The sequence below is a fragment of the Cupriavidus sp. 05L310 genome, assembly GCF_056398185.1.
This window is the reverse complement of sequence record NZ_JBFTOX010000088.1, coordinates 1-20,975: the sequence shown is the minus strand read 5'-3', so window position 1 is coordinate 20,975 and position 20,975 is coordinate 1. Positions and strand designations below refer to the sequence as shown.

Below are 20,975 nucleotides of genomic sequence, written 5' to 3'. Positions count from 1 at the left end.
TCAGCCTCCCAGCAGGATGATGGCCACGGTCAGCGCGACGCCCAGCACCGTCATGGCCAGGCCTGCGATCCAGCCGCCGAAGCCGGCATGGCGCCCGAGGGCGAGGCCGGCGCCGAACAGCATCACGATGGTCAGGACCCGCGATACCAGGAGCGCCGTCGATACCTCGGGGACGATAATGAAGGGAAGCGCAACCGGGAATGTGGCGAGTACGACAATCAGGAAGATCGCTGCTGCCGCCAGAAAGTCCTGGGCGCCCAGGGTGGGCGTCTCGGGCCAGTCGGTTGTCCTGGCGATACGGCTGCGTATCGCCTCCAGTTCCGCGTCTTCCACCAGTGGCCGCAACGTCGGTGAAAGCGCATTGCGCAGGCACGCGATGGCGTCGGACGGGTCGTTTGCGCTTCGCACCGCCCTGATCAGCGTCAGTTTGCGCCCCCGTTCGGTCAGGGTGCGGACCAGGTACATCACGGCATCGACAAGCCCCCAGGCCAGGTTGCAGCCGAGGGCAGTAAGGAACATGGTGCGGGCGGCATCCGCCGGGGCTGCCACTGCCGATACCGCCCCCACGAAGGTCAGCGCCATGAACAGGCCGAAGCACATCTCGGAAACCCGGTCGACAGTATCGAGCAGGCGGGGCCGGGCTTCGGCGGCATGCGGATCGATTGAGGTAGTCAACACTGGCGCGCACCTCGACATGTCTGCCCCCGCTGAGGTTTTCGTCGATGTCATGGCCGGCTTGATGGCATCGATCCTGCGCATCTCAGGCGGGCAGACGCCTGGACGCGACCGGACGGTGATGGCGGCGCCACCCGGACTGTCCGGATGCCGCCGTTTGCAGTGTAGGCAAGAATTCACACCGTGGCTGGAATCCGGCGCAAACGTCTCTTGGCCGCTATGCCGCATGGCCGAAGACGAAGAGAGCGACGAATCCGGGTGACGATTGCGGATCACGCCCGCGTCGCCGATTTCGCAACACGGTCTGCCTGTAAGGAGACAGCGCATCGCGGCGCGGCAGCGGGCGAGACGCGCACGCTCAGCACAAGGGTCGCCGAGCAGCCGATGCGTGTTCCGCTGCTGGCGGGCACGGCATTCGACAGGTACTCCCCATCAGTACTTGATGTCCCGCTTGTCCTGACGGCCCTCCTGCTTCGTGTCGCGCTTGTCCTGCCGGCACTGGGAGTTGCTCTTCTGGTTTGCGGCCCGGCAGTCGACCTTGCCAGAGCGCGCCTCCTGTTTGGCAGCCTGGTTTACGTCCCTGCCTTGTTGGCGCTGCTGCGACTGTTCGGTGGCCAGCGCGGCGCCCGATAGCGCCAGGAGTCCGGCCGTGGCCAGTATTCTGCCCGTCCGGCTCCAAAGGCCGTTTCTCGATTCGACCATTTTCACGCTCCTCTTTGGCTGGTTGAGACGGCAGTCAGCTGTCGCGCCAGGCCGCCTTCGTATGCTCGTAGAGAGGCAGACCCAGGAAGCCTCCTCCGATAAAGGCGAGCATCCATTACCTGAAGTCCATGATAGCGCTTCGTCAGCACAGGGATCGCCGGCAATGAGGTCCGCCAGCAAAGACGAGCCGCCCGAAGTTTTCACGGCTACCTGACGGAGGGAATAACGCGGAAGTGAATTTTGATGCTTATGTGTCTTGACCGGGCCTAGCATGCCTGTTGTAATAACTGTTGTTAACTGTTATTAAGCGCCAGGAGAATCAGGATGCCTACCAGTGTGGCCCTTGGCAGTCATTTCGAAGCCTTCATTCGTGAGCAGGTGCAGAGTGGGCGCTTCAACAATTTGAGCGAGGTTGTGCGCGCGGGTCTACGGCTGCTTGAGCAGCAGGAGCAACGCAACCAACTGGAACTGGAGGCGCTGCGCGCTGAGATCGCGGCGGGCCTATCAAGTGGCACCCCTAAGCCAGCTGAAGATGTGTTTGCGAGGCTCGAGAGCAAGTATCGCGTTGCTGACAAGAGCAAGCATCGCTGATGTGGCTCACGATCACGCCGCTGGCCGAGCAGGACCTGGGGGGGCATTGCCGATTACATCGCCGCGGATAGTCTGGCGCGTGCGCTGGCGTTCATCGAGGAATTGCGTGGGCAGTGCCAACGAATCGCGCGGAATCCAGATAGCTATCGCCGGCGCCCCGAACTGGGTAGCGATATCCGCTCCTGTCCCTACGGCAATTACGTGATCTTCTTTACCGCAAGCGATAGCGAAGTGACCGTTGTCCGCGTTCTTCATGGCGCTCGCGATATTCCAGCGTAAGGTGGGCACCTGTGGCGGCATTCTGACCTTGGCACTTGGCTCGGTCCACTCGTGAGCCACCCTACCGCTCACGATACCCCGAAGCCCCGCAAATCCACCCCAGATGCAGTTCCGTCTTCGGCAGCCTCTTCGCGCTGTAAAAGCAGTTAGGCCTCGCATCCAACCCAAACAACGCAGCGAACGCCCGATAGTCTTCAAACCACGCATTCGTCGGGCTGAACGAGTGAACGAGCATCACCGCGTGATCCGCGTTAAAGCGTTCCGCTCCCAGGATCGCGGAGGCGGCTCTGCGCAGCAACTGATACCGGATCGATAACGGGATCTCCAGCAGGCCGAGCGTTTCGGCGAAGAAGTCGAGGCGGGTGTGCCTTCCCGGCGTTCCCGATTCCAGCCACTCCGCCAGCGTGCGGTCGAAGGGCTCGCCAACTTTGCCTTCCACAGCGAAGGAGATCAGTTGGCCGTCGCATTTGCCCAGTACCCGGATGTCGCTCTGCGATTTGGTGGTGCGGCGCGCAATCGCAGCCTGGTGCTCCGGGGGGGCGGGCAGCATGGCTGTGCCTCGCAGGACCGGGTAGGCTTCGATGGCATTGGCGATTTCCGCGGGAAAGCCATCCGCTTCCTGCCAGCAATGCGCCAATGTGCGAGAGGTGTAGCGGGTTTTCCAATGCTTCACCAGTTCTGCAAGGAAGGGGGCCCAGTTATCGGCCGCGGCGGTTGGGATATAGATCCTGCTCATTTTTTTTCCCCTGCTGGAGAATGGCCTGTAGCGTCGACTCAGCCCGCTAGCATGAGACGACGCTAGCACTGGCGGCTGGCGCTTTATGTTCGGTTGCCAATATAGGGTGTATGCTGAGAAGCGCTGTGCGCGCCTCATTGAGGTAGATGCACGCTGAACTGCCATACGCATGGCAGATCACGAACCGGGTGCCGACTTGGATAGGATCCGAGGGATCACTCGAGCGCGGTGAGGGAAAGCACAAAAGTGAGTCATGATGCCTAAGCGCTTTGACGGGTGCCGGTGCACCTGCTGCAATAACTGTCACTAAACTGCCAAGAGGACCCAGACGCCTGTCAGCATCGCCCACCGTAGACCGCTGGTGCCGCGCAAGAAGGAGAGCTGAACATGAACGCCGATCAACTCAACACCGATGCGATCGATGATGCTGTCCTGGGGCTGCTCTATCTGGCCCTGCATGACGATGACCGCGCATGGAAGGGCTTTGACTGGGAAGCTTTGAACCGGCTCCACGAACGGGGCTTCATTGCGAACCCCGTGAACAAATCGAAGTCGGTGGCGTTCACGGAGCAGGGCTTGCGTGAGGCCGAGCGGCTCTTCAGGAAGCACTTCATTCTTCCTGACGCCGGCACTAAGGAGTAATGAGGGTGCGCATCGGAAATGCTCCGTCACCGCGGCGCCGGCTGGCAGCGCATGGCCGCATGCGGTAAGGTGCGGGCTGGTCCTGCGCTATTGAAATGGCTACCCAGAAGACCACGACTACCTGGATCGATGTCAGGACGAAACTGGCCGAGCTCGACCGTGCCGGCCTGCTGAGCCTGGTGCAAGACATGTACGCCGCCAGCAAGGACAACCAGGCTTTCCTGCATGCCCGCTTCGGGCTCGGGGGCGACGTGCTCAAGCCCTACAAGACCGTCATTGCCCGTTGGATTTACCCTGATTTGTTTAAGAACCAGCCCACATCGGTTGCCAAGGCGAAAAGAGCGATCTCGGACTATAAGAAGGCTATAGGTAAGCCGGAGGGGCTGGCCGAACTGATGGTGTTTTATTGTGAGCAGGCAGGTGAGTTCAGCAGCGACCTCGCTTTGGACGATGCTGGCTACCTGGATGCGCTGGTGCGGATGTTTGGGCAGGCCTTGGCCGTCATTGATAGCCTGCCTGAGGCACAACAGCAGCCGCTGCGAAAGCGCCTTGAAGCTGTAAGCGACCTATGCCGGGACATTGGCTACGGCGTGGGCGACGGGATGGGCGGACTCCTTGCCGAGTTCGGCGTAGATGAATGAGTGCGATCCCGTAGCCGCGCTTCAGGCCGAAAACGCTCGCCTGATTGCGCTGCTGCAAAAACACGGCATCGAATGGCGCTTGCCCGTCGTGCCAGTGCCGCCAGTCCCCGAAGCAGAAACCTCGCGCCTATCCACCGGCGACAAGGTCGAATTGTTTCGCCGCCTGTTCCGCGGACGAACCGATGCCTATCCGGTTCGTTGGGAAAGCAAAACCACTGGCCGCTCTGGCTACGCTCCGGCATGCGCCAACGAGTGGCGCACCGGCGTTTGCGACAAGCCGCGCATCAAATGCTCGGACTGCGGCAACCGTCTGCTGATCCCACTGTCGGAATCGGTTATCTACGACCACCTGGCCGGTGAGCACACCGTAGGCGTCTATCCCCTGCTGGAGGACGACACCTGCTACTTTCTCGCGGTGGATTTCGACAAGGCCGAATGGCGGGACGATGCCCGTGCCTTCATTCAATCCTGCAGCGAACTGGGCGTACCCGCCGCTCTTGAGATCTCCCGGTCCGGTCAAGGGGCGCATGCCTGGGTTTTCTTCACCCATAAGGTCTCGGCGCGCGATGCCCGCCGTCTTGGCACGGCGATCATCAGTCATACATGCGCGCGCACGCGGCAACTGAAGCTCGAATCGTATGACAGATTGTTCCCGAACCAGGACACGATGCCGAAGGGCGGATTTGGAAACCTGATCGCCCTGCCACTTCAGAAGAAACCCCGGGAGAGTGGCTGCAGCGTGTTTGTCGACGAGGACTTGCAGCCCTATCCGGATCAGTGGGCATTCCTGTCGTCTGTCCGGACGATGGCGCCGCACGACATTGAGCCCGCTATCCTGCTTGCCACTGGTGGAGCGCATCCGCTGGACGTGACGTTCATTGACGAAGAGGATTTGGGGGCACCGTGGAAGTCCGCATTATCCACGACAAGCAAGCTGTCCCTGCCGATGCCGGAGTCCCTTGCCGTGACGTTGGCGAATTTCGTCTACTTCGAGAAGTCGCGCCTGCCGCAGCCGTTGGCAAACCGCCTGATTCGCCTTGCCGCATTCCAGAACCCGGAGTTCTACAAGGCACAGGCCATGCGGATGTCAGTGTGGGACAAGCCACGCGTGATCGGTTGTGCGGAGAACTATCCTCAGCATATCGCGCTGCCGCGCGGTTGCTTCGATGCCGCGCAGGATCTGCTTCGAGATCATGGCATTCGTTCTGATATTTGTGACGAGCGACATAGCGGTGCCCCTCTTGAGGTGAAGTTCGCCGGCGTGCTGCGGCTGGACCAGGAGGCAGCCGTGGCTGCCATGCTGCACCACGAGGCCGGCGTACTGTGCGCGCCGACCGCCTTTGGCAAAACGGTGACGGCCGCAGCCATGATCGTGCGGCGGGGCGTCAATACCCTGGTGCTTGTGCATCGCACCGAATTGCTCAAGCAGTGGCAGGAGCGCCTGCAAGTCTTTCTTGGCGTCGGCAAGGATGTGTTGGGCACCATTGGTGGAGGCAAAGCGAGGCCAACCGGCAAGATCGATATCGCCGTGATGCAATCGCTGTCCCGGCAGCATGAGGTCAATCCGCTGGTCGAAACCTACGGCCACGTTATTGTTGACGAGTGCCACCACGTCGGTGCGGCGTCTATCGACGCTATCCTGCGGAAGGTCAAGGCGAAGTACGTGCTTGGCCTGACCGCAACGCCGGTCCGCCGCGATGGCCAGCAGCCGATCATCTTCATGCAATGCGGGCCGATCCGGTACACAGCAGCGAGGCCTGCCGGCGCACCGCACGATCTGGCGGTGGTGCCGCGCCCGCTGAATGCGCGCATCGACCTGCCGCTGGCGGCCGGCATTCAGGACGTGTTCAGGCACCTCGCCCAGGATGCGGCCAGAACGGCAGCGATTGTGGCCGAAGCCGCAGACGCGTTCGCACAGGACCGCAAGGTATTGGTGCTGACGGAGCGCACGGAGCATCTCGACGCCATACGCACGCTGTTGGAGACGAAGGCGCCGACGCTGTTCGTGTTGCACGGGCGGATGTCGAAGAAGCAGCGCGCCGTCGTGATCGGCGAACTGGATGCATTGCCCCCGGAGGCTCCCCGCATTCTGCTGGCGACAGGCAAGCTGGTGGGCGAAGGATTCGACCATCCACCGCTTGATACGCTGGTACTGGCGATGCCGGTTTCATGGAAGGGGACGTTGCAGCAATACGCTGGCCGGTTGCACCGCGAGCACGCCACCAAGACCGATGTGCGCATTATCGACTTCGTTGATAGCGGGCATCCGGCGCTGTTACGGATGTGGGAGAAGCGGCAGCGGGGCTATCGGGCGATGGGATACCGCATGGCGGCGGGCTGAGGTTGGCCGGGATGTCCTATTTCGATACGCTCGCCGTGTAAGTGCTCTGTTGTACGTGCCGGCGGATGCATTGATCGACTACCTGCCGCCACTAGGCGAGTTGGCCCATCAGGTTCGGAGACCTCCAGGAACTGATTGCGTAAGGTGCCACCCTTGACACCCCCCAAGCCCCCATGTTCCAATCCGCTCACATTCTGATTTGGGTCGACGCCCATGCCAACCTGCCTACCCGGGCAAGGTGGATCGCGAGAGCGGATGTGGTTCCTTAGTCGTTGAGGAACAACCAAGCGGGCACTGCGTCGACCCTCCTTGCACGGAGGGTTTTTTGTTTTCTGCCTCAGTCATTGATCGCGAACTCATCCAGGCTTACCTAGAGACGCACTATCACGTCCACGGCGATGCGCCCGCCACGTTAAGGGTCGGCGAGCCCAATGCGCCGCTGGCGGCGTTGCACGATGCATCCGGCGTGACATGCAGTGCATTTATCACCGCATGGAACCCGTTCAGCCAGCAGGCTTGCGACGATGCAACCAATGCACGCCGGCAGGCGGCGCTGGCGTGCGAGCTGACGCGGCGCGGACTCACGTTTGTCGATGGCATCGGCCAGCATCCTTCTAACGAATGGCCGGGCGAGGCCAGCTTCCTGGTGCTTGGTATTCCGCTGGAAGACGCGAAGGCGCTCGGCACCGAGTTTGAACAGAACGCGATCATCTGGTCCGGCGCCGATGCCGTGCCTCAGTTGATTCTCTTGCGATAAGCGGGGGTGACATGAAGCAAGACTTGCCTGTAATCCAACCGGTTTCCAATCCCGTTTCGAACCCGACTTCGCGCAGCCGCTTCCGTGGCTGCCTGCTCGGCGGCGCTGTCGGCGATGCGCTGGGCGCGCCTGTGGAGTTCATGACGCACGCGGAGATCCTGGAGCGCTTTGGCGCCGGCGGCATCACGGATTACGCGCCGGCTTACGGCGGCATCGGCACCATCACCGATGACACACAGATGACGTTGTTCACCGCGGAAGGTTTGTTGCGTGCCTGGGTGCGGGGCGTCAGCAGCTATCCGGACGCGGTGGCGCGCGCCTATCTGCGCTGGCTGCATACGCAGGGGATCCGGCCCGCATGGCATGCCGATCTCATCCTGGCCGAGCAGGGGTGGCTTTGCCAGCAGGCTGCGCTGCACAGCCGCCGCGCACCGGGCAACACTTGCTTGTCCGCGCTGGAAGCGATGATGAAGCTGGGTGAGCCGGCGCATAACGACAGCAAGGGCTGCGGCGGCGTCATGCGCGTGGCGCCGGCGGGGTTGTTCGCGTGGCGGCATCCGGATCAGCGATCGCCCCCGCATGCCTTCGATCTTGGGACCGCGCTTGCCGCCCTCACCCACGGACATCCGAGCGGATCGCTGGCGGGCGGCGTGCTGGCTGCGCTGGTCCACGAACTGGCTGACGGCGCGACATTGCCCGATGCCTTGCGGACGGCCAAGGCGTGCCTGTGCGCGCAGCCGGACCACGAGGAAACGCTGCTGGCGATCATGCACGCGGAGCAGCTTGCCGGGTCCGGCGTGGCGCATGCGGATGCCATCGCCCGTCTCGGCGAAGGCTGGGTCGCGGAGGAGGCGCTGGCGATTTCCATTTACTGTGCGCTCGTTGCCCGCGATTTCCGTCACGGCGTCATACTCGCCGTGAATCATGACGGCGACTCCGATTCGACCGGGGCCATCACGGGTAACTTGCTGGGTGCGCTGTGGGGCGAGGAAGCGATTCCGCGCCAATGGCTGGCGCCGTTGGAGCTTCGGGAGGTGATCGCGGAGCTGGCGGATGACCTGAGTGACTTTCCGACGTGGGATGTCAGGATGGATTCTGGCCAGCCGCAACCCGACATGAACTGGCAACGCCGACATGGATAAGCATAAAGAAAAGGAACTGAAGCGGAACAAGGGCCGGGCCCTGGCGTTGCTGCTGGTTGCGACGGCAGTGTTCGGGGTGACGGCGTTCCTGCCGCCAGGCCTGGGAGTGAACTGGATCAAGGCCATCGCCGAGGCGGCGATGGTGGGGGCGCTGGCCGACTGGTTTGCCGTGGTGGCCCTCTTCAGGAAGGTTCCTATTCCCTTTGTGTCGCGGCATACCGCCATCATCCCGAGCCACAAGGACGAGATCGCGGACAACCTGGCGGTGTTTGTCAGGGAGAAATTCCTGGACCCCGACTCGATCGTAGCGCTGATCCGGAAGCACGATCCGGCGCAGCAGGTGGCGGAATGGCTGACCAGCCCCGCCAATACGGACCGGCTTGGCGCCTATGCCGTCAAGATGCTGAGCGGCATCCTGGAGGTGATGGAGGATGCGCGCATCCAGGGGTTCATCAGGGATGCGATCCACGCCGCCATCGACAAGGTGGACCTGTCGAAATCCTCGGGCGCGATCCTGGATAGCCTGACCAGGAACGGCAGGCACCAGGAACTGCTCGACGAAGGCATCCTCCAGTTGCTCAAGCTGCTGCAGGAGCCCGGGACGCACAGCTTCATCTCTACCAGGATCATCGAATGGCTCAAGAGCGAGCATCCGGTGAAGGAGAAGGTGCTGCCTTCGGAGTGGATTGGAAACAACGGCTCGGAAATGATCTCCAACGCGATCCGGAGTCTGCTCGACCAGATCGGGAAGGATCCCGGCCACGCACTCAGGCGGAATTTCGACGAAGCCGTGGCGAGCCTGATCGGGCGTCTCAAGAGCGACCCGGCCTTCCTGCAAAAGGGTGAGGAGATCAAGCAGTTCGTGAAGAACGATGAAATGCTCAATGCTTACACCAGTGAGCTGTGGGGCGAGTTGCGCAACTGGCTCAGGCGAGACCTGGACAGCAGCGATTCCCTGCTGCGCGGCAAGGTGGCCGCTTCCGGCCAGTGGATGGGGAAAACGCTGGCGCAGGACCCTGCGTTGCGCAGTTCGTTGAACGGGCATATGCAGGAGGCGGCGCGGAATATGGCGCCCGACTTCGCCCAGTTCCTCACCCGGCATATCAGCGATACCGTCAGGAACTGGGACGCGCGCGAGATGGCGCAGGTCATCGAACTGAATATCGGCAAGGACCTGCAGCTGATCCGGATCAACGGAACGATCGTGGGCGGGCTGATCGGATGCGGGCTCTATCTGGTGTCGCACCTGGGTGAGATCGTGCGCGTGTTTGCGCATTAGGCGCCGGGCGGCGCTGGTTTTCCGCATATCGGGCGCTGCATCCCATGACAGCGCCCGACCCGCCGCAGCCCACTTATTCGCTCGCGACCGGCGCGCGCCGTACATCGCTTACCTGGTCGCCAAAGCCCCGCAACCACCATTCAAGTTGCGCGGTCTCGACGACAGTCGCACTGATCTCGAACCGGTCTCCAGCCTCTCTGACTTCCTGGTCCAGCGACAAGCGCGATTCCAGCAGGTGCAGCCCGGCCTCCTTGTCGATGCGGAAGGTGAGGCGGATCAGTTTGCCGTCGCCGAAGCCGAACCGTCCGTCCGCGTCGAATTTCTGCAGATCGAACGCTGCCGGCCGCTCGAACGTCAGCGTCGATGCCTGCGCGGCCACGATGCGGTGCAACGCCAGACTCCGCTCGTTGGCATATCCTTCATAGCGGCAGACCAGGTACAAGCGCGCGCCTTGCTGGGCGAGCCCCAACGGCATCACCCTGGCGTCCTTGCGCTTGCCGGTCGCATTCTTGTAGTCCACGTCCAGCCAGCAGTTCGCGTAGAGCGCGTTGCTGACTGCCTCGAATACGCCGGGCTTGATCTTGGGCGGCAGCAGCGGTTGGGTGGTGCTGACCACTCTCACCTTGGAGAGCCACTCGCGCCCGCGCTTGCCGTTGGCGTGCGGTCCGAGATTAGTGCGCGCCTGCTGGAAGAAGGCTTCCATCGATTTCATCAGGCTGGCGGGAAGCAGGTTGCGCAGGTGCTGCTCGGCCAGCGCGAGCATGAGCGACTCCTGCTCATTGAGCACCGGCAGCGACAGGCCGCTGGCCTGCTCTTTCCAGCGGTAGCCATAGGGCTTGCTGCTGTCGTCGCGCTCGATGCCGAAGTGCTCGCTGAGCATCTCGAGCTGGCGCTGGATTGTCCGGAGGTCCCGGGAGAGTCCTGCGTTGGTCAGCTGGACGTGCAGGTCGGCGGCGGAAACCTTGCGGTTGCGTGGAATGCGGCGCAGCAGTTCCAGCGCCAGCTGCACCGTTTCCAATGTATCGGGTCGCTTGGGCATTGGCGTTACAGCTTCAGGTCGCCGCGGCCGGCAAAGAACTGCCAGAGCCGTACCATGGCGAAGGTGTCCAGCCCGCAGTAGTCCAACAGTTGCCGTTCGATCTGATCCTTGCGGGCGCGGGTCGTGCCCGGATGGATGGCTTCCTGGTAGGCGCTCATGGCCATGCCGCCGTCCTGGACGCCGTCCAGTGCGTCGTATCGCAGGTCGGGGGCAACGGCGGGCAGTACTTTCTTGATGCTCCAGCTGCCTTGCTGGCTCGGGTGGTAGTAGCGTTGCTGGGCAATGGGCAACAGGTCGACCACGCGCGCGCTGATGGCCTGCAGCGGCGCTGCCAGGCGGGGAAAGCGCTCGGCCAGTTCGCGGATGCGCGTGGTTTCAAAGGCGGCGTTATAGACGAATACCGGCCCGCTCTCCCCGCAACCCGCAACCAGCGCCTGCGCGAACGCGAGGGAGGGGTCGTTGCCCGAGAGGTCCAGGAAGGACCGATGCTCCAGCTTGCCCGTGCGCGACAGGCGATGCACGCTGAACTGGAACGGCAGTTGCTGGTAGGGCCGCGTCCCTTTCCAGATCGGTACGGCGAACTGGATCGTCTCGAAGTCGAGGAAGTAGGCGGGCAGCTTGTGGGGCGCCAGGTCGGCCGCGGCGCCCGCGGCGTCGAAGAATGCCTGTCCGGACAGCGTATGGGTCTTGACGAGGCGCTGCCGCTCGTTCAGGAGGCGGTCCGGTACGTCCCGCAGGTCGGTCACGCCGTCTTGCTCGATCAGCGCCTTGAGTGCCTTGGCCTGGATGCGGGGCAGCCAGTGCACCGGGAATTCCGCCGAGGGCTCCTGGCTCTCGCAGTAACCCAGGAAGCCGCACTCGTAAGGCTGGTTGCAGTGCCGGCCGCTCTTCATCGCGGGCTCGCCAGGCTGGCTGGCGATGCGCTGCGCTTCGTCAATCCAGCCCTTGACCTCTTCGGCGCGCCCGAAGGCTTGTTCCGTCAGGTCGACTTCCGTGAGTAGCCCCTGGTAGTCGCCTGCACCCGGATAGACCCACTGGCTGTCGATATGCGCCAGCGCGATGGCGCTTAGCGCCACGCCGGCGCTCCTGGCGACAAAGGCCTGCACGGCGGTGTCGTCCTGGTGGTAGTCCTTCACGCTGGTCGATGATTTGACTTCGATCATCCGCCAAGTCCGCTTTCTTGCGGTCACGCCGGGCAGCATCACATCGGCAAACGCCAGTGCGCCGGCCGCGGAGAAGCCGGCTTCGAAGATCGGTTGCGCGGCGTCCAGCGAGGCCTGGCTGCGGGCGAAGGCGGCGGCGAAGCCTTCGCTCTGCGCGTCGATCAGCACGCCCTGGCCGTCCGGGTCATAGAGGCGGCGGGCAATGTCTCCCACCTGGTGGCCGATCGCGAAACTGGCCTCGGTGGCGGACGAATCCTCGCGGCGTTCCGGGCGGTGAATCTCCAGCCAGAGCCGTTTGGGACATTGCCGGAAAGCCATCAGTTTGGACTTGGACAGTGAGCGCATTTTTCTTCTCGTTCTCGTTGCCGTTCTTGTTCGATTGTTTCGTTGCTTTCGTATGCGAGGCCACGGGATTATTTCACGCGGATTGTCTTCAAAGGAAGCCGAAGGGGCCCTTTGCCCCTTCCTTCATCGCGCACTCCACCTCGAGCGCGGCGACGAAATCCGCGGGCGAGCCAATGGGCCGGAAGCGGTGCTGGCGCGAAACTGCCGCAAAGTCTCCGGGCGTGAGCTCGCGCAGCCGGCCGAGCCGCGCTTGCAGCGCCACGGAAGGCGCCGCGAGCGCAAGCGCCTGGCAGTGACGGGAGAGCAGCGCCGATGCCTGGGCGGGCTTCAGGTAGTCAAAGCGCACTTTCAGGTCGAAGCGGCGCAGCGCCGCCTGGTCCAGCCCTTCGACCAGGTTGGTCGAGGCGATGAACACGCCGTCGAAGGATTCCATCTGGGTCAGCATTTCGTTCACGAGGCTCACCTCCCAGCCGCGCTGCGCGCTGCGGCGGTCTTGCAGGAAGCTGTCCACCTCGTCGATCAGGAGTACCGCGCCGTCCTGCCCGGCCTGCCGGAAGGCGCGGGCGATATTCCTTTCGTTGTCGCCCACCCATTTGGACATCAGGTCCGAGGCGCGCTTCACATGCAGGGGCACGCCCATCTGTTCCGCCAGCCAGCGGCCATAGGCGGTCTTGCCGGTGCCCGGCGGCCCATAGAGGCAGAGCCGCGCCGTTCCGGTCCGGACCACTCCCGCTGCGAGTTCGCCCAGGTCGGCGTCCGCATGGAGGCACGCGGGATCGTAGGTCTCGGGCAGCCGGCCGGGGTTTGCCTTGCCGATTGGCTCGTGCCCCTGTGCTTGCAGCGTGTTGTCGATCAGCAGCGCCATCGCGGACGCCGCGCCGGGCGCGCCCAGCTCTTCGCGGATCGCCTGCACGACCGAGGCGGCGCGGGTCACGATGGCGGGCGCCAGGACCTCGGACTCGGCCATCCGCTCCACGGCGCGGGCGTCCAGCAGGCCCAGGCAGGCGCTCTCGATAATCCTGGCGCGCTGTTTTCTGCCCGGCACCGGCAACTCGATGACCATGTCGAAACGCCGCAGGAAGGCCGCATCGAGGCTGGCGGAGTTGGACAGCCACAGGGTGGGCACCGGGTTCGCCTCCAGAATCCGGTTGATCCATGCCTTGCGGGCCTGTGCCGTGCTCTTGCGTCCGAAGAAGCTGTCGCCGTCGTTGAAGACGTCTTCCACTTCGTCGAACAGGATCAGCGCCTGGCGCTGCCCGAAGAAGCTCTGCGCCGCCCGGAAGGCACGCAGCCTGCGCTCGCCATCGATCGGGTCGCCGTCGTCGTCCTCGCTGGCGACTTCGAAGAGTTCGCGGCCCAGGTCCCTGGCCAGTACCTTGGCGAGCTGGCTCTTGCCGGTGCCGGGCGCGCCATGCAGGAAGATGTTCACGCCCTTGCGCCCGGACGACAAGGCATGCCGCAGGTAGGGCCTGAGCACGGCCAGCGAGGCGTTGACGTGCTCGTAGTCCGCCAGCGCCAGTTGCGCGGGCGCGGCCAGCGCCACGGTATCGCGCAGCAGGCCGACTGGATCGGCATCGGACGAGACGATATGGTCGGCGAAGCTATCGGATAGCAGCTCCAGCTTGCCGTTCAGCGTGGACCGGCAGCTCCGGTCGACCGAGACCAGGCCGGACTGCGCGAGCACGCCCTGCGTGGCCAGCGCTTCGCGCACGGCCGCTTCGGGCAGGTCGAGCAGCACCGCCACCACATGGAACACCTTGCCCGACGAGAGCTGGCCGAGGCAGTCCGCGGTGTCGTCGAGCAGGCGTTCATTCTTGAGCATCACGACAAATTCGAGGATCCGGCAATCCGTCTCGGAGAGGCCGACGAGCTCGGCCAGGCGCGCGATATTGGTGTTGAGGTAAGCCGAGGCGGGCGTCTCCCGGCACGCATCCTCCGCGTCCTGATGCACTTTGCGCAATTGGGTCCGGACTTTCTTCGCGTCGAAATCCCCGGCCTCCGGATCGATCCATTCCCCCAGCCCCAGCATTTCCGCCAGCCTGTCGTTGCTGAAGCCGCCGGACTGGATAAAGTCCTGGTGGCCACCCAGGGGAACAAGCAGGCGCAGCAGCCAGAGCCGGATGGCCGGCGAGAGATCGTGCGGAATGCGGGAGTAACGGGTTGGGCGGCGGCGCGGAATCACAGTGATCTCCTGTCTGGAACGAGGTCATTCTCGGCACACCTGCGTCAGCATGTGTCGCATGCGCGAGCCGGCCCCGATGCGACACGATCTGTCGCACCAGCCGGTTATCCTGGTTTCCGTTCACAATGCCATTCGACAGAGCTGTCCGTTCTGCCACGGCGCAAGACAGCCCGCCACAATTCTCGGGAACTGAACATGGAGCAAACGATTTCACCGGAGCTGGTGGCCGCCCTGCGCGGCGCCAGGCATCTCGTCATCCTGACCGGGGCAGGCGTTTCCGCGGAGAGCGGCGTTCCGACATTTCGCGGTCCGATGAGCGGACTTTGGGAGCGCTTCGAGCCGGCACAGCTTGCCAATGCCGATGCGTTCCGCCGCGACCCCGAACTCGTGTGGGGCTGGTACGAATGGAGGCGGATGCTGGTGTCGAAGGCGCAGCCCAATCCGGCGCACCTGGCGATCGCCAGGATGGCCGCGAAAGTGCCTCGCCTTACCCTGGTTACGCAGAATGTCGATGACCTGCACGAGCGAGCGGGCAGCGATAACGTGCTGCATCTCCATGGCCGCCTGCATCATCCCATCTGCTTTGCCTGCCGGCGGCCGCACGCGCTCCCGCCCGGCATCCCCGAGGAGCCGGACGATGGCCGGCGGCTGGCACCGCCCCTGTGCGGCCATTGCGGCGCGCGTATCCGGCCCGGCGTGGTCTGGTTCGGGGAAAGCCTGCCGAAGGACGTCTGGGCGGCGGCGGCGGCCGCCAGCGACGAGTGCGACATGCTGATCAGCGTGGGTACGTCCGCGCTGGTCCATCCGGCTGCCAGCCTGCCCCTCAGGGTGGCGGAGCGGCGCCGGCCGGTGGTGCAGGTCAACCCGGAACGCACGGCGCTCAGCGCGGTAGCGGACTACGACCTGACGGGGCCGGCGGGGCTGCTCATGCCCGCGCTTTATGAGGCCGCCTGGGGGCCGGCCGCGGCTTCCCTGCCCCCTGCCTCGCTGGTATTCCGGTAGTACGCATTCAGGTATCCTCGCGTGATTTCAATGCGAGGAGAAGTCTGGTGGCACGCGTGATTCCTGACGGCTGGGAAACGATGCAGGCAAGTGGTCCGGTCCAGCGTGAACTGGAAACGCTCGCAACCCTGAGCGCCGGTCTGCCTGACGACTATACGGTCTACCATGCCGTGCACTGGACCAACGTGGAGCGCACGCACGCGATCTACGGGGAGATCGACTTTGTCGTCGTGAACCGTGCCGGGCAACTGCTGATCATCGAGCAGAAGAGCGGCTATCTCGAAGAGACCGCCGAGGGCCTGGCCAAGAACTACGCGGGGAAGATCAAGGTGGTATCGGTCCAGATGGGCCGCACCGCGGACGGCCTGCGCGGCAAGCTGGTGCGCAGCCTGAACGGCCAGGGTGTGTTCATCGAGCATCTGCTCTACTGTCCGGACTATACCGTGCGGAATCCGCTGACCGCCGGCCTGTCGCCGGAGCGCATCGTGGACGCCCGGCGGCGCGGGGAGCTGTGCGGGCTGATCCAGGCAATCCTGCCGGCGGGCGAAGACGGTCCCCTGGCCGGGCGGGTCCATGGCTTCCTGTGCGACACCATCCAGCTGGAGACCGACGTCAACGCGCTCATCGGCCAGGCGCGTGCGCTGGTCACGCGGGTTTCCGGCGGGCTGTCCCACTGGGCACGCCAGCTCGATATCGAGCCCTTCCGCCTGCGCGTGACAGGAACGGCTGGCTCGGGCAAGACGCAGCTGGCGCTTGCCGAGTATCGGGACGCCATCGCGCGTGGACGGCGCCCGCTCTATGTTTGCTTCAACCGCCCCCTGGCCGATCATTTCGCGCGCATTGCGCCAGCTGGCGGGCTGGTCTGCACGTTTCATATGCTGTGCGACCAGTTGCTCAGGCATAGCGGCGGCACGCCCGATTTCAGCGCATCCGAGGCGTTCTCGAAACTGGTCGCGGACGTGGCGCCTCTGCCCGTTACGCCGGCATTCCTCTTTGACACGGTGATCGTGGACGAAGGACAGGATTTTGCGCCCGAATGGCGCGACCTTGTCCTGCGGCACGCCAGCCCGGATGCGCGCGTGCTCTGGCTGGAAGATCCCATGCAGAACCTCTACGGCCATCCGCCCGCGGAGCTGCCGGGTTGGGTCCGGCTTCGCGCAAGGAGCAACTTCCGCAGCCCGCGCCCGGTTGTGAAGCTGCTCCAGCCCCTGCTGCCGCCCGGCGTGGAGATTGAGGCGACCGCGCCGATCTCCACGGCCGAAGTGGAGTTCCTGGTCTATGGGGACCACGCCGGGCTCTTGCAGGCGGTCAAGGACGGCATCCGCATGTGTTATTCGGCGGGCTTTCGCAAGAACGACGTCGCGTTGCTCAGCTATCGCGGCCGCGAGAATTCCCGCCTGCTCGGCTATGACCAGCTTGGTCCCCACACCCTGCGCTCGTTTACCGGCAACTACGATGCTTGCGGGCAACCCGTCTATTCGCAGGGCGATGTGCTCGCCGAATCCGTGTTTCGCTTCAAGGGCCAGTCCGCGCCCGCGATCGTGTTCGCCGAGATCGACTTCGAGGCGATGGGGGAGAAGGAGATCAGGCGGCTGTTTGTCGGCGCCACCCGCGCCACGATGAAGCTCATCCTGGTGCTGTCGGAGCGTGCCGCGGGGGCGTTGCTGGAAAAGATCTAGCCAACGCCGCCGCGGTTGTCCTCGCGGCCCGGGCGCCATTGGCTCGCGCAGGGCGGATGCACCGTCATCTGTGGCCGTTCCATGCGGGATCCGTATCCTTGTCAAGCGCCGGCGCGAACTGCACCCCGCCCCACCTCGGGTGGGAGCGATCAAACGGCGCAGCGCCGAGCCGCGGTTGCGCCGTGTTATAGACGAAGAAATGGCGTCCCGCGGCGATCAGCTCCGCACGCAGCCGCATGTGCTGCGCGGTGCCGAGCTTCGGCGCATGCGCAAGGAACGCCTTTCCTTCCAGTTCGGTGTCTGGCGTCCATATCTGCCACGTGTACTTGTAGAACGCGGGGTTCGGGTGCATCTTCTGGCTGAAGTAGTAGCCACGGGGCGGCGCCATCGCGAACGCGCGGGCGAACCCCGCGCGAGACGGTATCCACATCGCGCAATCCTCAGCGGTACATGACGAGGTACGTGACGCTTTCCGCGACACGGAAATTCGCGTCCTTCAGCGTGTCCTGGCGCATGCTGCTCTCCTTCATGTCGGCGGGTGGGAACAGGCATCATGTTGGTCGCGTATCCGCGCATCGGATGCGCAGATGCGGGCTGAAACTGCACTCCTCAGATCGGAGGGCAAGTCATGCAAGTCACTACCAATGCCGCGTCCAGCGAGCGGACGCAAATCGCCAACCTGAAGCACTACCCCCGCCGCGTGCTGCTGTGCCGCTGGGGTTTCTCCGTGGACGAGGCTGCCGGGCTGTTGCCGGACCTGCCCTCACTGGAGGGCAGGCTGGAATGGACGCTGGACGACAGGGAAAAGCCCCGGCCCGACCTGGTGGTGCACCTGGTCGACGCGACGCGGCTGAGCGGAGTCTGGGCAGGCGCGCGCTGGAACGCCATGGGCCCGGTGGAAGCCATGCGCAAGGCGCGCCAGCGCGGAACCAGCGAGATTGCCATTGTGCTGGGGTCGGTGCAGCACCTGCCGGCCGAACGCATCGGCTGCTGGATTCTGGCGGGGGAGCGCAGCCTGGCCGCGGCCCTCACCATCGTTGCGCGAACCGCGATCGAGCCTCTGTTCGCGGCGGGTGCGGGACGCCGCTCCGGGTTCCACGAACTGGCTGCGATGAATGCGTTGTGCGTCCTGGCAAGGGAGCAGGAGCAGACCAGCGAGGCGCTGTCCAAGCGCCTCGTCTCGGTGCTGTGGACAGCCGTCAACCGCTCGTATGCCGTGCCCGCCCGCCTCATGGTCGCCGCGCAAACGCATGTCATGGACCATGTGGATTCCTTCAATCCGCATCTGCTGCGGCGCATCCGCGCGTATCGGCGCAATTCGGGCCCGGTGGACCTGACGGCCGATATCACGATCGCCTATCCCTGGCCTGTGAGCGCAGGGCCGGCGCTATGAGTCCGGGCCCTGGCGGTGGCCCGGCGGCGCTTAGTCGGCGCCGGGCTCTTGCGAGTAGGCGGCGCAAGCCTGCCTGAGCTTCTCTCCGATCTCCTTGCGCAGCCCGGGGGGCGACAGGACTTCCACCCTTGGTGAGCGCTCCATCAGCAGGTTCCGCAGTTCGATCGAAGGGATGACGGTGGCGCTCAGCCGGAAGCCGCCCTCTTCCTCGATGATCTCCTGGTCGTCGGCAAGCCATTGTTCGCGGAACAGGTTCCTGATTCCTCCATCTTCCCGGATCCTGAGTTCGAGGCGGATCGGCGCTTCGGGAAAGAAGGAGAAGTACTGGTTGTCCAGGACATAGGCGTTCAGATTGAAGTCCGGGTCTGGCCTGCCCGCCTCGTCGGTACATGCCGCGGAGACAAAGCGATCCAGGCGAAGCTGATAGCGCCTGAAGGTGCGGTCGCTGCGCTCCCTGCTTGCGACGAGATACAGCACCGGGCCGCGCTCGACCAGCGCAAGGGGCACCACCAGGAACGTGGCGGGCTCGTCGCTGTCCAGCCTAGAGTTCTGATAGCAGACGGACAGGACCTTGTTGGCGTAGAGCGCGCGCCTCACGGCGTTGAGGATCTCGTCGCTGATCGGCGGCGACATCAGTGGATAGCCAGCATCGATTCGCACGGTCTTGGTTGCCCAGGCACGGGCATCCATCAGGGTCGGGTCCACGGGGCTTTCGCGCAGGACCCGGTCCGCGCCGGTGAAATAATCCTCCAGGTCACTGATCACATGACTCGGGAGATGGTTGGGCGCGTGCTTTTGCAGCGTCAGGAGCGCAATGGCGAGTTCCAGCGGCGGGCGGCGGGCCATATCCGAGATCGCCTTCCTGCCGGTGCGCCACCATACCCGCGCGCGCGAATTCCCGGTCTTCCCGACCAGCCCGTCGCTCTCCAGGCGCTCCAGCGCCCGGTTGATCGTGTCGCGTTCCGGCGGGTCGTTAGGGTGGAGCCGCTTGATCCTGGCGATTATCTCCCCGGAGGCGATGCATTCTTCCGCCGCCGGGGGCATGCAGGAGAGGATGTCGCTTTCCAGGCGAGGCCATTTAACCGAGGTGACCATTTTTGTTTTTTTGTCGTGCGATTGGGAGCCGTATCGTAGCGGATTCACGCATGGAATGCGTAGATGGCATGGTAGGGCGCCAGCGCCGCATCACCGTGCCGTTGCCGGTCACGCATCGCTGCGCATTCGTGGTTCAATACACGCAGTACATATTTCCCGCGCAGTGAACCATCATGACCCTGATCGACATCAAGAACCTCCAGCAAGCCGCGGCCGCATTCGGCGAGGCGCGCGGCTGGGGCAAGTACCACAGTCCCAAGAACCTCGCCATGGCGCTCAGCGTGGAAGTGGCCGAACTGGTCGAGATCTTCCAGTGGAAGACCGAAGGCGAAGCGCGGGAGATCATGTCCACCGATGAGCGCGCGCATGTGGAGCAGGAGCTTGCGGACATCACCATCTACCTGGCGCAGTTGCTGAACGCGCTCAACGTGGATCTGGATGCGGCGGTGAAAGCCAAGATGGAGATGAATGCGCTGAAGTATCCGGCGAAGGCCGGCAGCGCGGATTGAAGTGAGGCGGCGCCAAAGCAAGGGCGCAGCCCTTGTCATGCCTCAGCGCGCCGCGGCACCCTTTGCCCGCCCAGGCGCGGATTGGGATACTCGCAACCGACTTCGACCCGGCCCTTGTACTCCCGGGCGACGATCCACGCGCCGCGCGTACTCTCCCGGGCCAGACCACGGCCGGCCACGCCCCGCAGCCCGAGCTGGCTGGCCACGGCATTGAGGTCGGTGGCATCGGTGATGCCATAGGCAGCGTAGTTGCCAAACTGGTAATCGCCAAAGCGCACGTCTCGTGCCGCGAGGCCGGCGATGGCGACAGGCTTGGGCGCACGCCATACGGCCGAGCTAAAGCCGCTCAGCGCCTCATTCTTGCTCCAGCCGGGCAGCCCGTCTTCTTCCAGCGCATCGACATAGGCAGCGACACCACTGGCCTGGCCCTTGCAATCGAGCAGGGCGGGCAGCGGCGGCATGGTTGCCGCATGGCAGGCTGCCGCGCCGGAAAAGGACAGCGCGACCAGGGTGAAGCGGAGAAAAGACTTCTTCATATTGTTCTGATTCTTTGGTGGTTGGAAAAGCGTGGCGGAGGCATAAATGCCCGCGGCATGATGCCTGTGTGTTGTAGCTCTGAGGGCCACACCCCAGCGCGATGCGAAGCGAGCCGTCAAGGTGTACCAGGCCGTATGGGGCGCCTCGGGATCCGGCGAAAAGAGCGGAAAAGAGGGACCCATGTTTGAGTATCGCCTTAAGGCGATGCGAGTTTGGGTCCCGGCCGCTCTTTTCGCCGGATCCCGA

At 64.1% G+C, this 20,975-nt stretch carries 21 protein-coding genes and 1 riboswitch; of the genes, 12 read left to right on the top strand and 9 right to left on the bottom strand.

All coding sequences use genetic code 11. The annotated features are described in order from the left end of the window. Both AC1DS6_RS39335 and AC1DS6_RS39330 read right to left on the bottom strand, forming a co-directional pair. A complete protein-coding gene (locus AC1DS6_RS39335) occupies positions 1-678 on the bottom strand; it encodes a hypothetical protein (RefSeq protein ID WP_441635042.1) in 678 nt (225 codons plus the stop codon). 429 nt (positions 679-1,107) lie between these two features. Next, the gene (locus AC1DS6_RS39330; RefSeq protein WP_441635040.1) at positions 1,108-1,377 is read right to left on the bottom strand and encodes a hypothetical protein; all 270 of its coding nucleotides are present in this window, start codon (positions 1,375-1,377) and stop codon (positions 1,108-1,110) included. A 324-nt stretch (positions 1,378-1,701) separates the two neighbouring features. Between AC1DS6_RS39330 and AC1DS6_RS39325 the strand changes: the two genes are divergently transcribed. Then, the gene (locus AC1DS6_RS39325) at positions 1,702-1,968 is read left to right on the top strand and encodes a type II toxin-antitoxin system ParD family antitoxin (RefSeq protein ID WP_441635038.1); all 267 of its coding nucleotides are present in this window, start codon (positions 1,702-1,704) and stop codon (positions 1,966-1,968) included. Between the two features lie 45 nt (positions 1,969-2,013). Then, the gene (locus tag AC1DS6_RS39320) at positions 2,014-2,247 is read left to right on the top strand and encodes a type II toxin-antitoxin system RelE/ParE family toxin (RefSeq protein WP_441635052.1); all 234 of its coding nucleotides are present in this window, start codon (positions 2,014-2,016) and stop codon (positions 2,245-2,247) included. A gap of 61 nt (positions 2,248-2,308) precedes the next feature. On the opposite strand, the gene AC1DS6_RS39315 is transcribed toward AC1DS6_RS39320, so the two are convergent. Next, positions 2,309-2,983, bottom strand: a complete 675-nt coding sequence (locus AC1DS6_RS39315) for a DUF6946 family protein (RefSeq protein WP_441635036.1) — start codon at positions 2,981-2,983, stop codon at positions 2,309-2,311. Positions 2,984-3,370: 387 nt separating this feature from the next. On the opposite strand from AC1DS6_RS39315, the gene AC1DS6_RS39310 reads away from it, so the two are divergent. The 6 genes from AC1DS6_RS39310 to AC1DS6_RS39285 all read left to right on the top strand — a co-directional run bounded on the left by AC1DS6_RS39310 (position 3,371) and on the right by AC1DS6_RS39285 (position 9,785). Further along, complete coding sequence (locus AC1DS6_RS39310) at positions 3,371-3,625, top strand: DUF6429 family protein (protein WP_441635034.1); 255 nt, start codon at positions 3,371-3,373, stop codon at positions 3,623-3,625. 95 nt (positions 3,626-3,720) lie between these two features. Beyond that, entirely contained in the window at positions 3,721-4,266 is a 546-nt protein-coding gene (locus AC1DS6_RS39305; protein ID WP_441635032.1) for a hypothetical protein, read from the top strand. After that, positions 4,259-6,607: a TOTE conflict system archaeo-eukaryotic primase domain-containing protein gene (locus AC1DS6_RS39300; protein ID WP_441635030.1), complete on the top strand. Its 2,349-nt coding sequence runs from the start codon at positions 4,259-4,261 to the stop codon at positions 6,605-6,607. Before AC1DS6_RS39305 ends, AC1DS6_RS39300 begins: the two co-directional genes overlap by 8 nt. A 184-nt stretch (positions 6,608-6,791) precedes the next feature. Next, a riboswitch (SAM-I-IV-variant riboswitch) is annotated at positions 6,792-6,904 on the top strand. Between the two features lie 28 nt (positions 6,905-6,932). Next, positions 6,933-7,364 carry a DUF3293 domain-containing protein gene (locus AC1DS6_RS39295; RefSeq protein WP_441635028.1) on the top strand — a complete coding sequence of 144 codons (432 nt, stop codon included), beginning with the start codon at positions 6,933-6,935 and terminating at the stop codon, positions 7,362-7,364. A 23-nt stretch (positions 7,365-7,387) separates the two neighbouring features. Next, entirely contained in the window at positions 7,388-8,506 is a 1,119-nt protein-coding gene (locus AC1DS6_RS39290; protein WP_441635026.1) for an ADP-ribosylglycohydrolase family protein, read from the top strand. Then, positions 8,499-9,785 (top strand): DUF445 domain-containing protein, encoded by a 1,287-nt coding sequence (locus AC1DS6_RS39285; protein WP_441635024.1) that lies wholly within the window; start codon positions 8,499-8,501, stop codon positions 9,783-9,785. The genes AC1DS6_RS39290 and AC1DS6_RS39285 overlap by 8 nt, the downstream gene beginning before the upstream one ends. A 73-nt stretch (positions 9,786-9,858) precedes the next feature. Here AC1DS6_RS39285 and AC1DS6_RS39280 read toward each other — a convergent pair whose 3' ends face one another. From AC1DS6_RS39280 to AC1DS6_RS39270, 3 genes are all read right to left on the bottom strand, one after another. Further along, positions 9,859-10,824 carry a helix-turn-helix transcriptional regulator gene (locus AC1DS6_RS39280; protein ID WP_441635022.1) on the bottom strand — a complete coding sequence of 322 codons (966 nt, stop codon included), beginning with the start codon at positions 10,822-10,824 and terminating at the stop codon, positions 9,859-9,861. A gap of 5 nt (positions 10,825-10,829) precedes the next feature. Then, positions 10,830-12,332, bottom strand: coding sequence for a DUF2779 domain-containing protein (locus AC1DS6_RS39275; RefSeq protein WP_441635020.1), 1,503 nt, complete (start codon positions 12,330-12,332; stop codon positions 10,830-10,832). A gap of 88 nt (positions 12,333-12,420) precedes the next feature. Continuing rightward, positions 12,421-14,514, bottom strand: a complete 2,094-nt coding sequence (locus tag AC1DS6_RS39270) for an AAA family ATPase (protein WP_441635018.1) — start codon at positions 14,512-14,514, stop codon at positions 12,421-12,423. A 195-nt stretch (positions 14,515-14,709) separates the two neighbouring features. Here AC1DS6_RS39270 and AC1DS6_RS39265 point away from each other — a divergent pair, with 195 nt between their 5' ends. Both AC1DS6_RS39265 and AC1DS6_RS39260 read left to right on the top strand, forming a co-directional pair. Then, positions 14,710-15,516 (top strand): SIR2 family NAD-dependent protein deacylase, encoded by an 807-nt coding sequence (locus AC1DS6_RS39265; protein WP_441635016.1) that lies wholly within the window; start codon positions 14,710-14,712, stop codon positions 15,514-15,516. Between the two features lie 47 nt (positions 15,517-15,563). Further along, a complete protein-coding gene (locus tag AC1DS6_RS39260) occupies positions 15,564-17,195 on the top strand; it encodes an ATP-binding domain-containing protein (RefSeq protein ID WP_441635014.1) in 1,632 nt (543 codons plus the stop codon). Between the two features lie 64 nt (positions 17,196-17,259). Here AC1DS6_RS39260 and AC1DS6_RS39255 read toward each other — a convergent pair whose 3' ends face one another. Then, positions 17,260-17,625 carry a hypothetical protein gene (locus AC1DS6_RS39255; RefSeq protein WP_441635013.1) on the bottom strand — a complete coding sequence of 122 codons (366 nt, stop codon included), beginning with the start codon at positions 17,623-17,625 and terminating at the stop codon, positions 17,260-17,262. A gap of 198 nt (positions 17,626-17,823) precedes the next feature. On the opposite strand from AC1DS6_RS39255, the gene AC1DS6_RS39250 reads away from it, so the two are divergent. Then, complete coding sequence (locus AC1DS6_RS39250) at positions 17,824-18,588, top strand: hypothetical protein (RefSeq protein ID WP_441635011.1); 765 nt, start codon at positions 17,824-17,826, stop codon at positions 18,586-18,588. A gap of 30 nt (positions 18,589-18,618) precedes the next feature. Here the strand turns inward: AC1DS6_RS39250 and AC1DS6_RS39245 are convergent, their stop codons facing one another. Then, a complete protein-coding gene (locus tag AC1DS6_RS39245) occupies positions 18,619-19,683 on the bottom strand; it encodes a helix-turn-helix transcriptional regulator (RefSeq protein WP_477104524.1) in 1,065 nt (354 codons plus the stop codon). A gap of 173 nt (positions 19,684-19,856) precedes the next feature. Between AC1DS6_RS39245 and AC1DS6_RS39240 the strand changes: the two genes are divergently transcribed. Next, complete coding sequence (locus AC1DS6_RS39240) at positions 19,857-20,192, top strand: nucleotide pyrophosphohydrolase (protein ID WP_045240417.1); 336 nt, start codon at positions 19,857-19,859, stop codon at positions 20,190-20,192. 35 nt (positions 20,193-20,227) lie between these two features. On the opposite strand, the gene AC1DS6_RS39235 is transcribed toward AC1DS6_RS39240, so the two are convergent. Beyond that, entirely contained in the window at positions 20,228-20,728 is a 501-nt protein-coding gene (locus AC1DS6_RS39235) for a hypothetical protein (protein ID WP_477104523.1), read from the bottom strand. Positions 20,729-20,975: the final 247 nt, after the last annotated feature.

Coding starts and splice junctions, on each gene's coding strand:
- AC1DS6_RS39330 (WP_441635040.1), bottom strand. CDS start 1,377: ATGGTCGAATCGAGAAACGGCCTTTGGAGCCGGACGGGCAGAATACTG.
- AC1DS6_RS39325 (WP_441635038.1), top strand. CDS start 1,702: ATGCCTACCAGTGTGGCCCTTGGCAGTCATTTCGAAGCCTTCATTCGT.
- AC1DS6_RS39315 (WP_441635036.1), bottom strand. CDS start 2,983: ATGAGCAGGATCTATATCCCAACCGCCGCGGCCGATAACTGGGCCCCC.
- AC1DS6_RS39310 (WP_441635034.1), top strand. CDS start 3,371: ATGAACGCCGATCAACTCAACACCGATGCGATCGATGATGCTGTCCTG.
- AC1DS6_RS39305 (WP_441635032.1), top strand. CDS start 3,721: ATGGCTACCCAGAAGACCACGACTACCTGGATCGATGTCAGGACGAAA.
- AC1DS6_RS39300 (WP_441635030.1), top strand. CDS start 4,259: ATGAATGAGTGCGATCCCGTAGCCGCGCTTCAGGCCGAAAACGCTCGC.
- AC1DS6_RS39285 (WP_441635024.1), top strand. CDS start 8,499: ATGGATAAGCATAAAGAAAAGGAACTGAAGCGGAACAAGGGCCGGGCC.
- AC1DS6_RS39280 (WP_441635022.1), bottom strand. CDS start 10,824: ATGCCCAAGCGACCCGATACATTGGAAACGGTGCAGCTGGCGCTGGAA.
- AC1DS6_RS39275 (WP_441635020.1), bottom strand. CDS start 12,332: ATGCGCTCACTGTCCAAGTCCAAACTGATGGCTTTCCGGCAATGTCCC.
- AC1DS6_RS39265 (WP_441635016.1), top strand. CDS start 14,710: ATGGAGCAAACGATTTCACCGGAGCTGGTGGCCGCCCTGCGCGGCGCC.
- AC1DS6_RS39255 (WP_441635013.1), bottom strand. CDS start 17,625: ATGTGGATACCGTCTCGCGCGGGGTTCGCCCGCGCGTTCGCGATGGCG.
- AC1DS6_RS39250 (WP_441635011.1), top strand. CDS start 17,824: ATGCAAGTCACTACCAATGCCGCGTCCAGCGAGCGGACGCAAATCGCC.
- AC1DS6_RS39245 (WP_477104524.1), bottom strand. CDS start 19,683: ATGGTCACCTCGGTTAAATGGCCTCGCCTGGAAAGCGACATCCTCTCC.
- AC1DS6_RS39240 (WP_045240417.1), top strand. CDS start 19,857: ATGACCCTGATCGACATCAAGAACCTCCAGCAAGCCGCGGCCGCATTC.
- AC1DS6_RS39235 (WP_477104523.1), bottom strand. CDS start 20,728: ATGAAGAAGTCTTTTCTCCGCTTCACCCTGGTCGCGCTGTCCTTTTCC.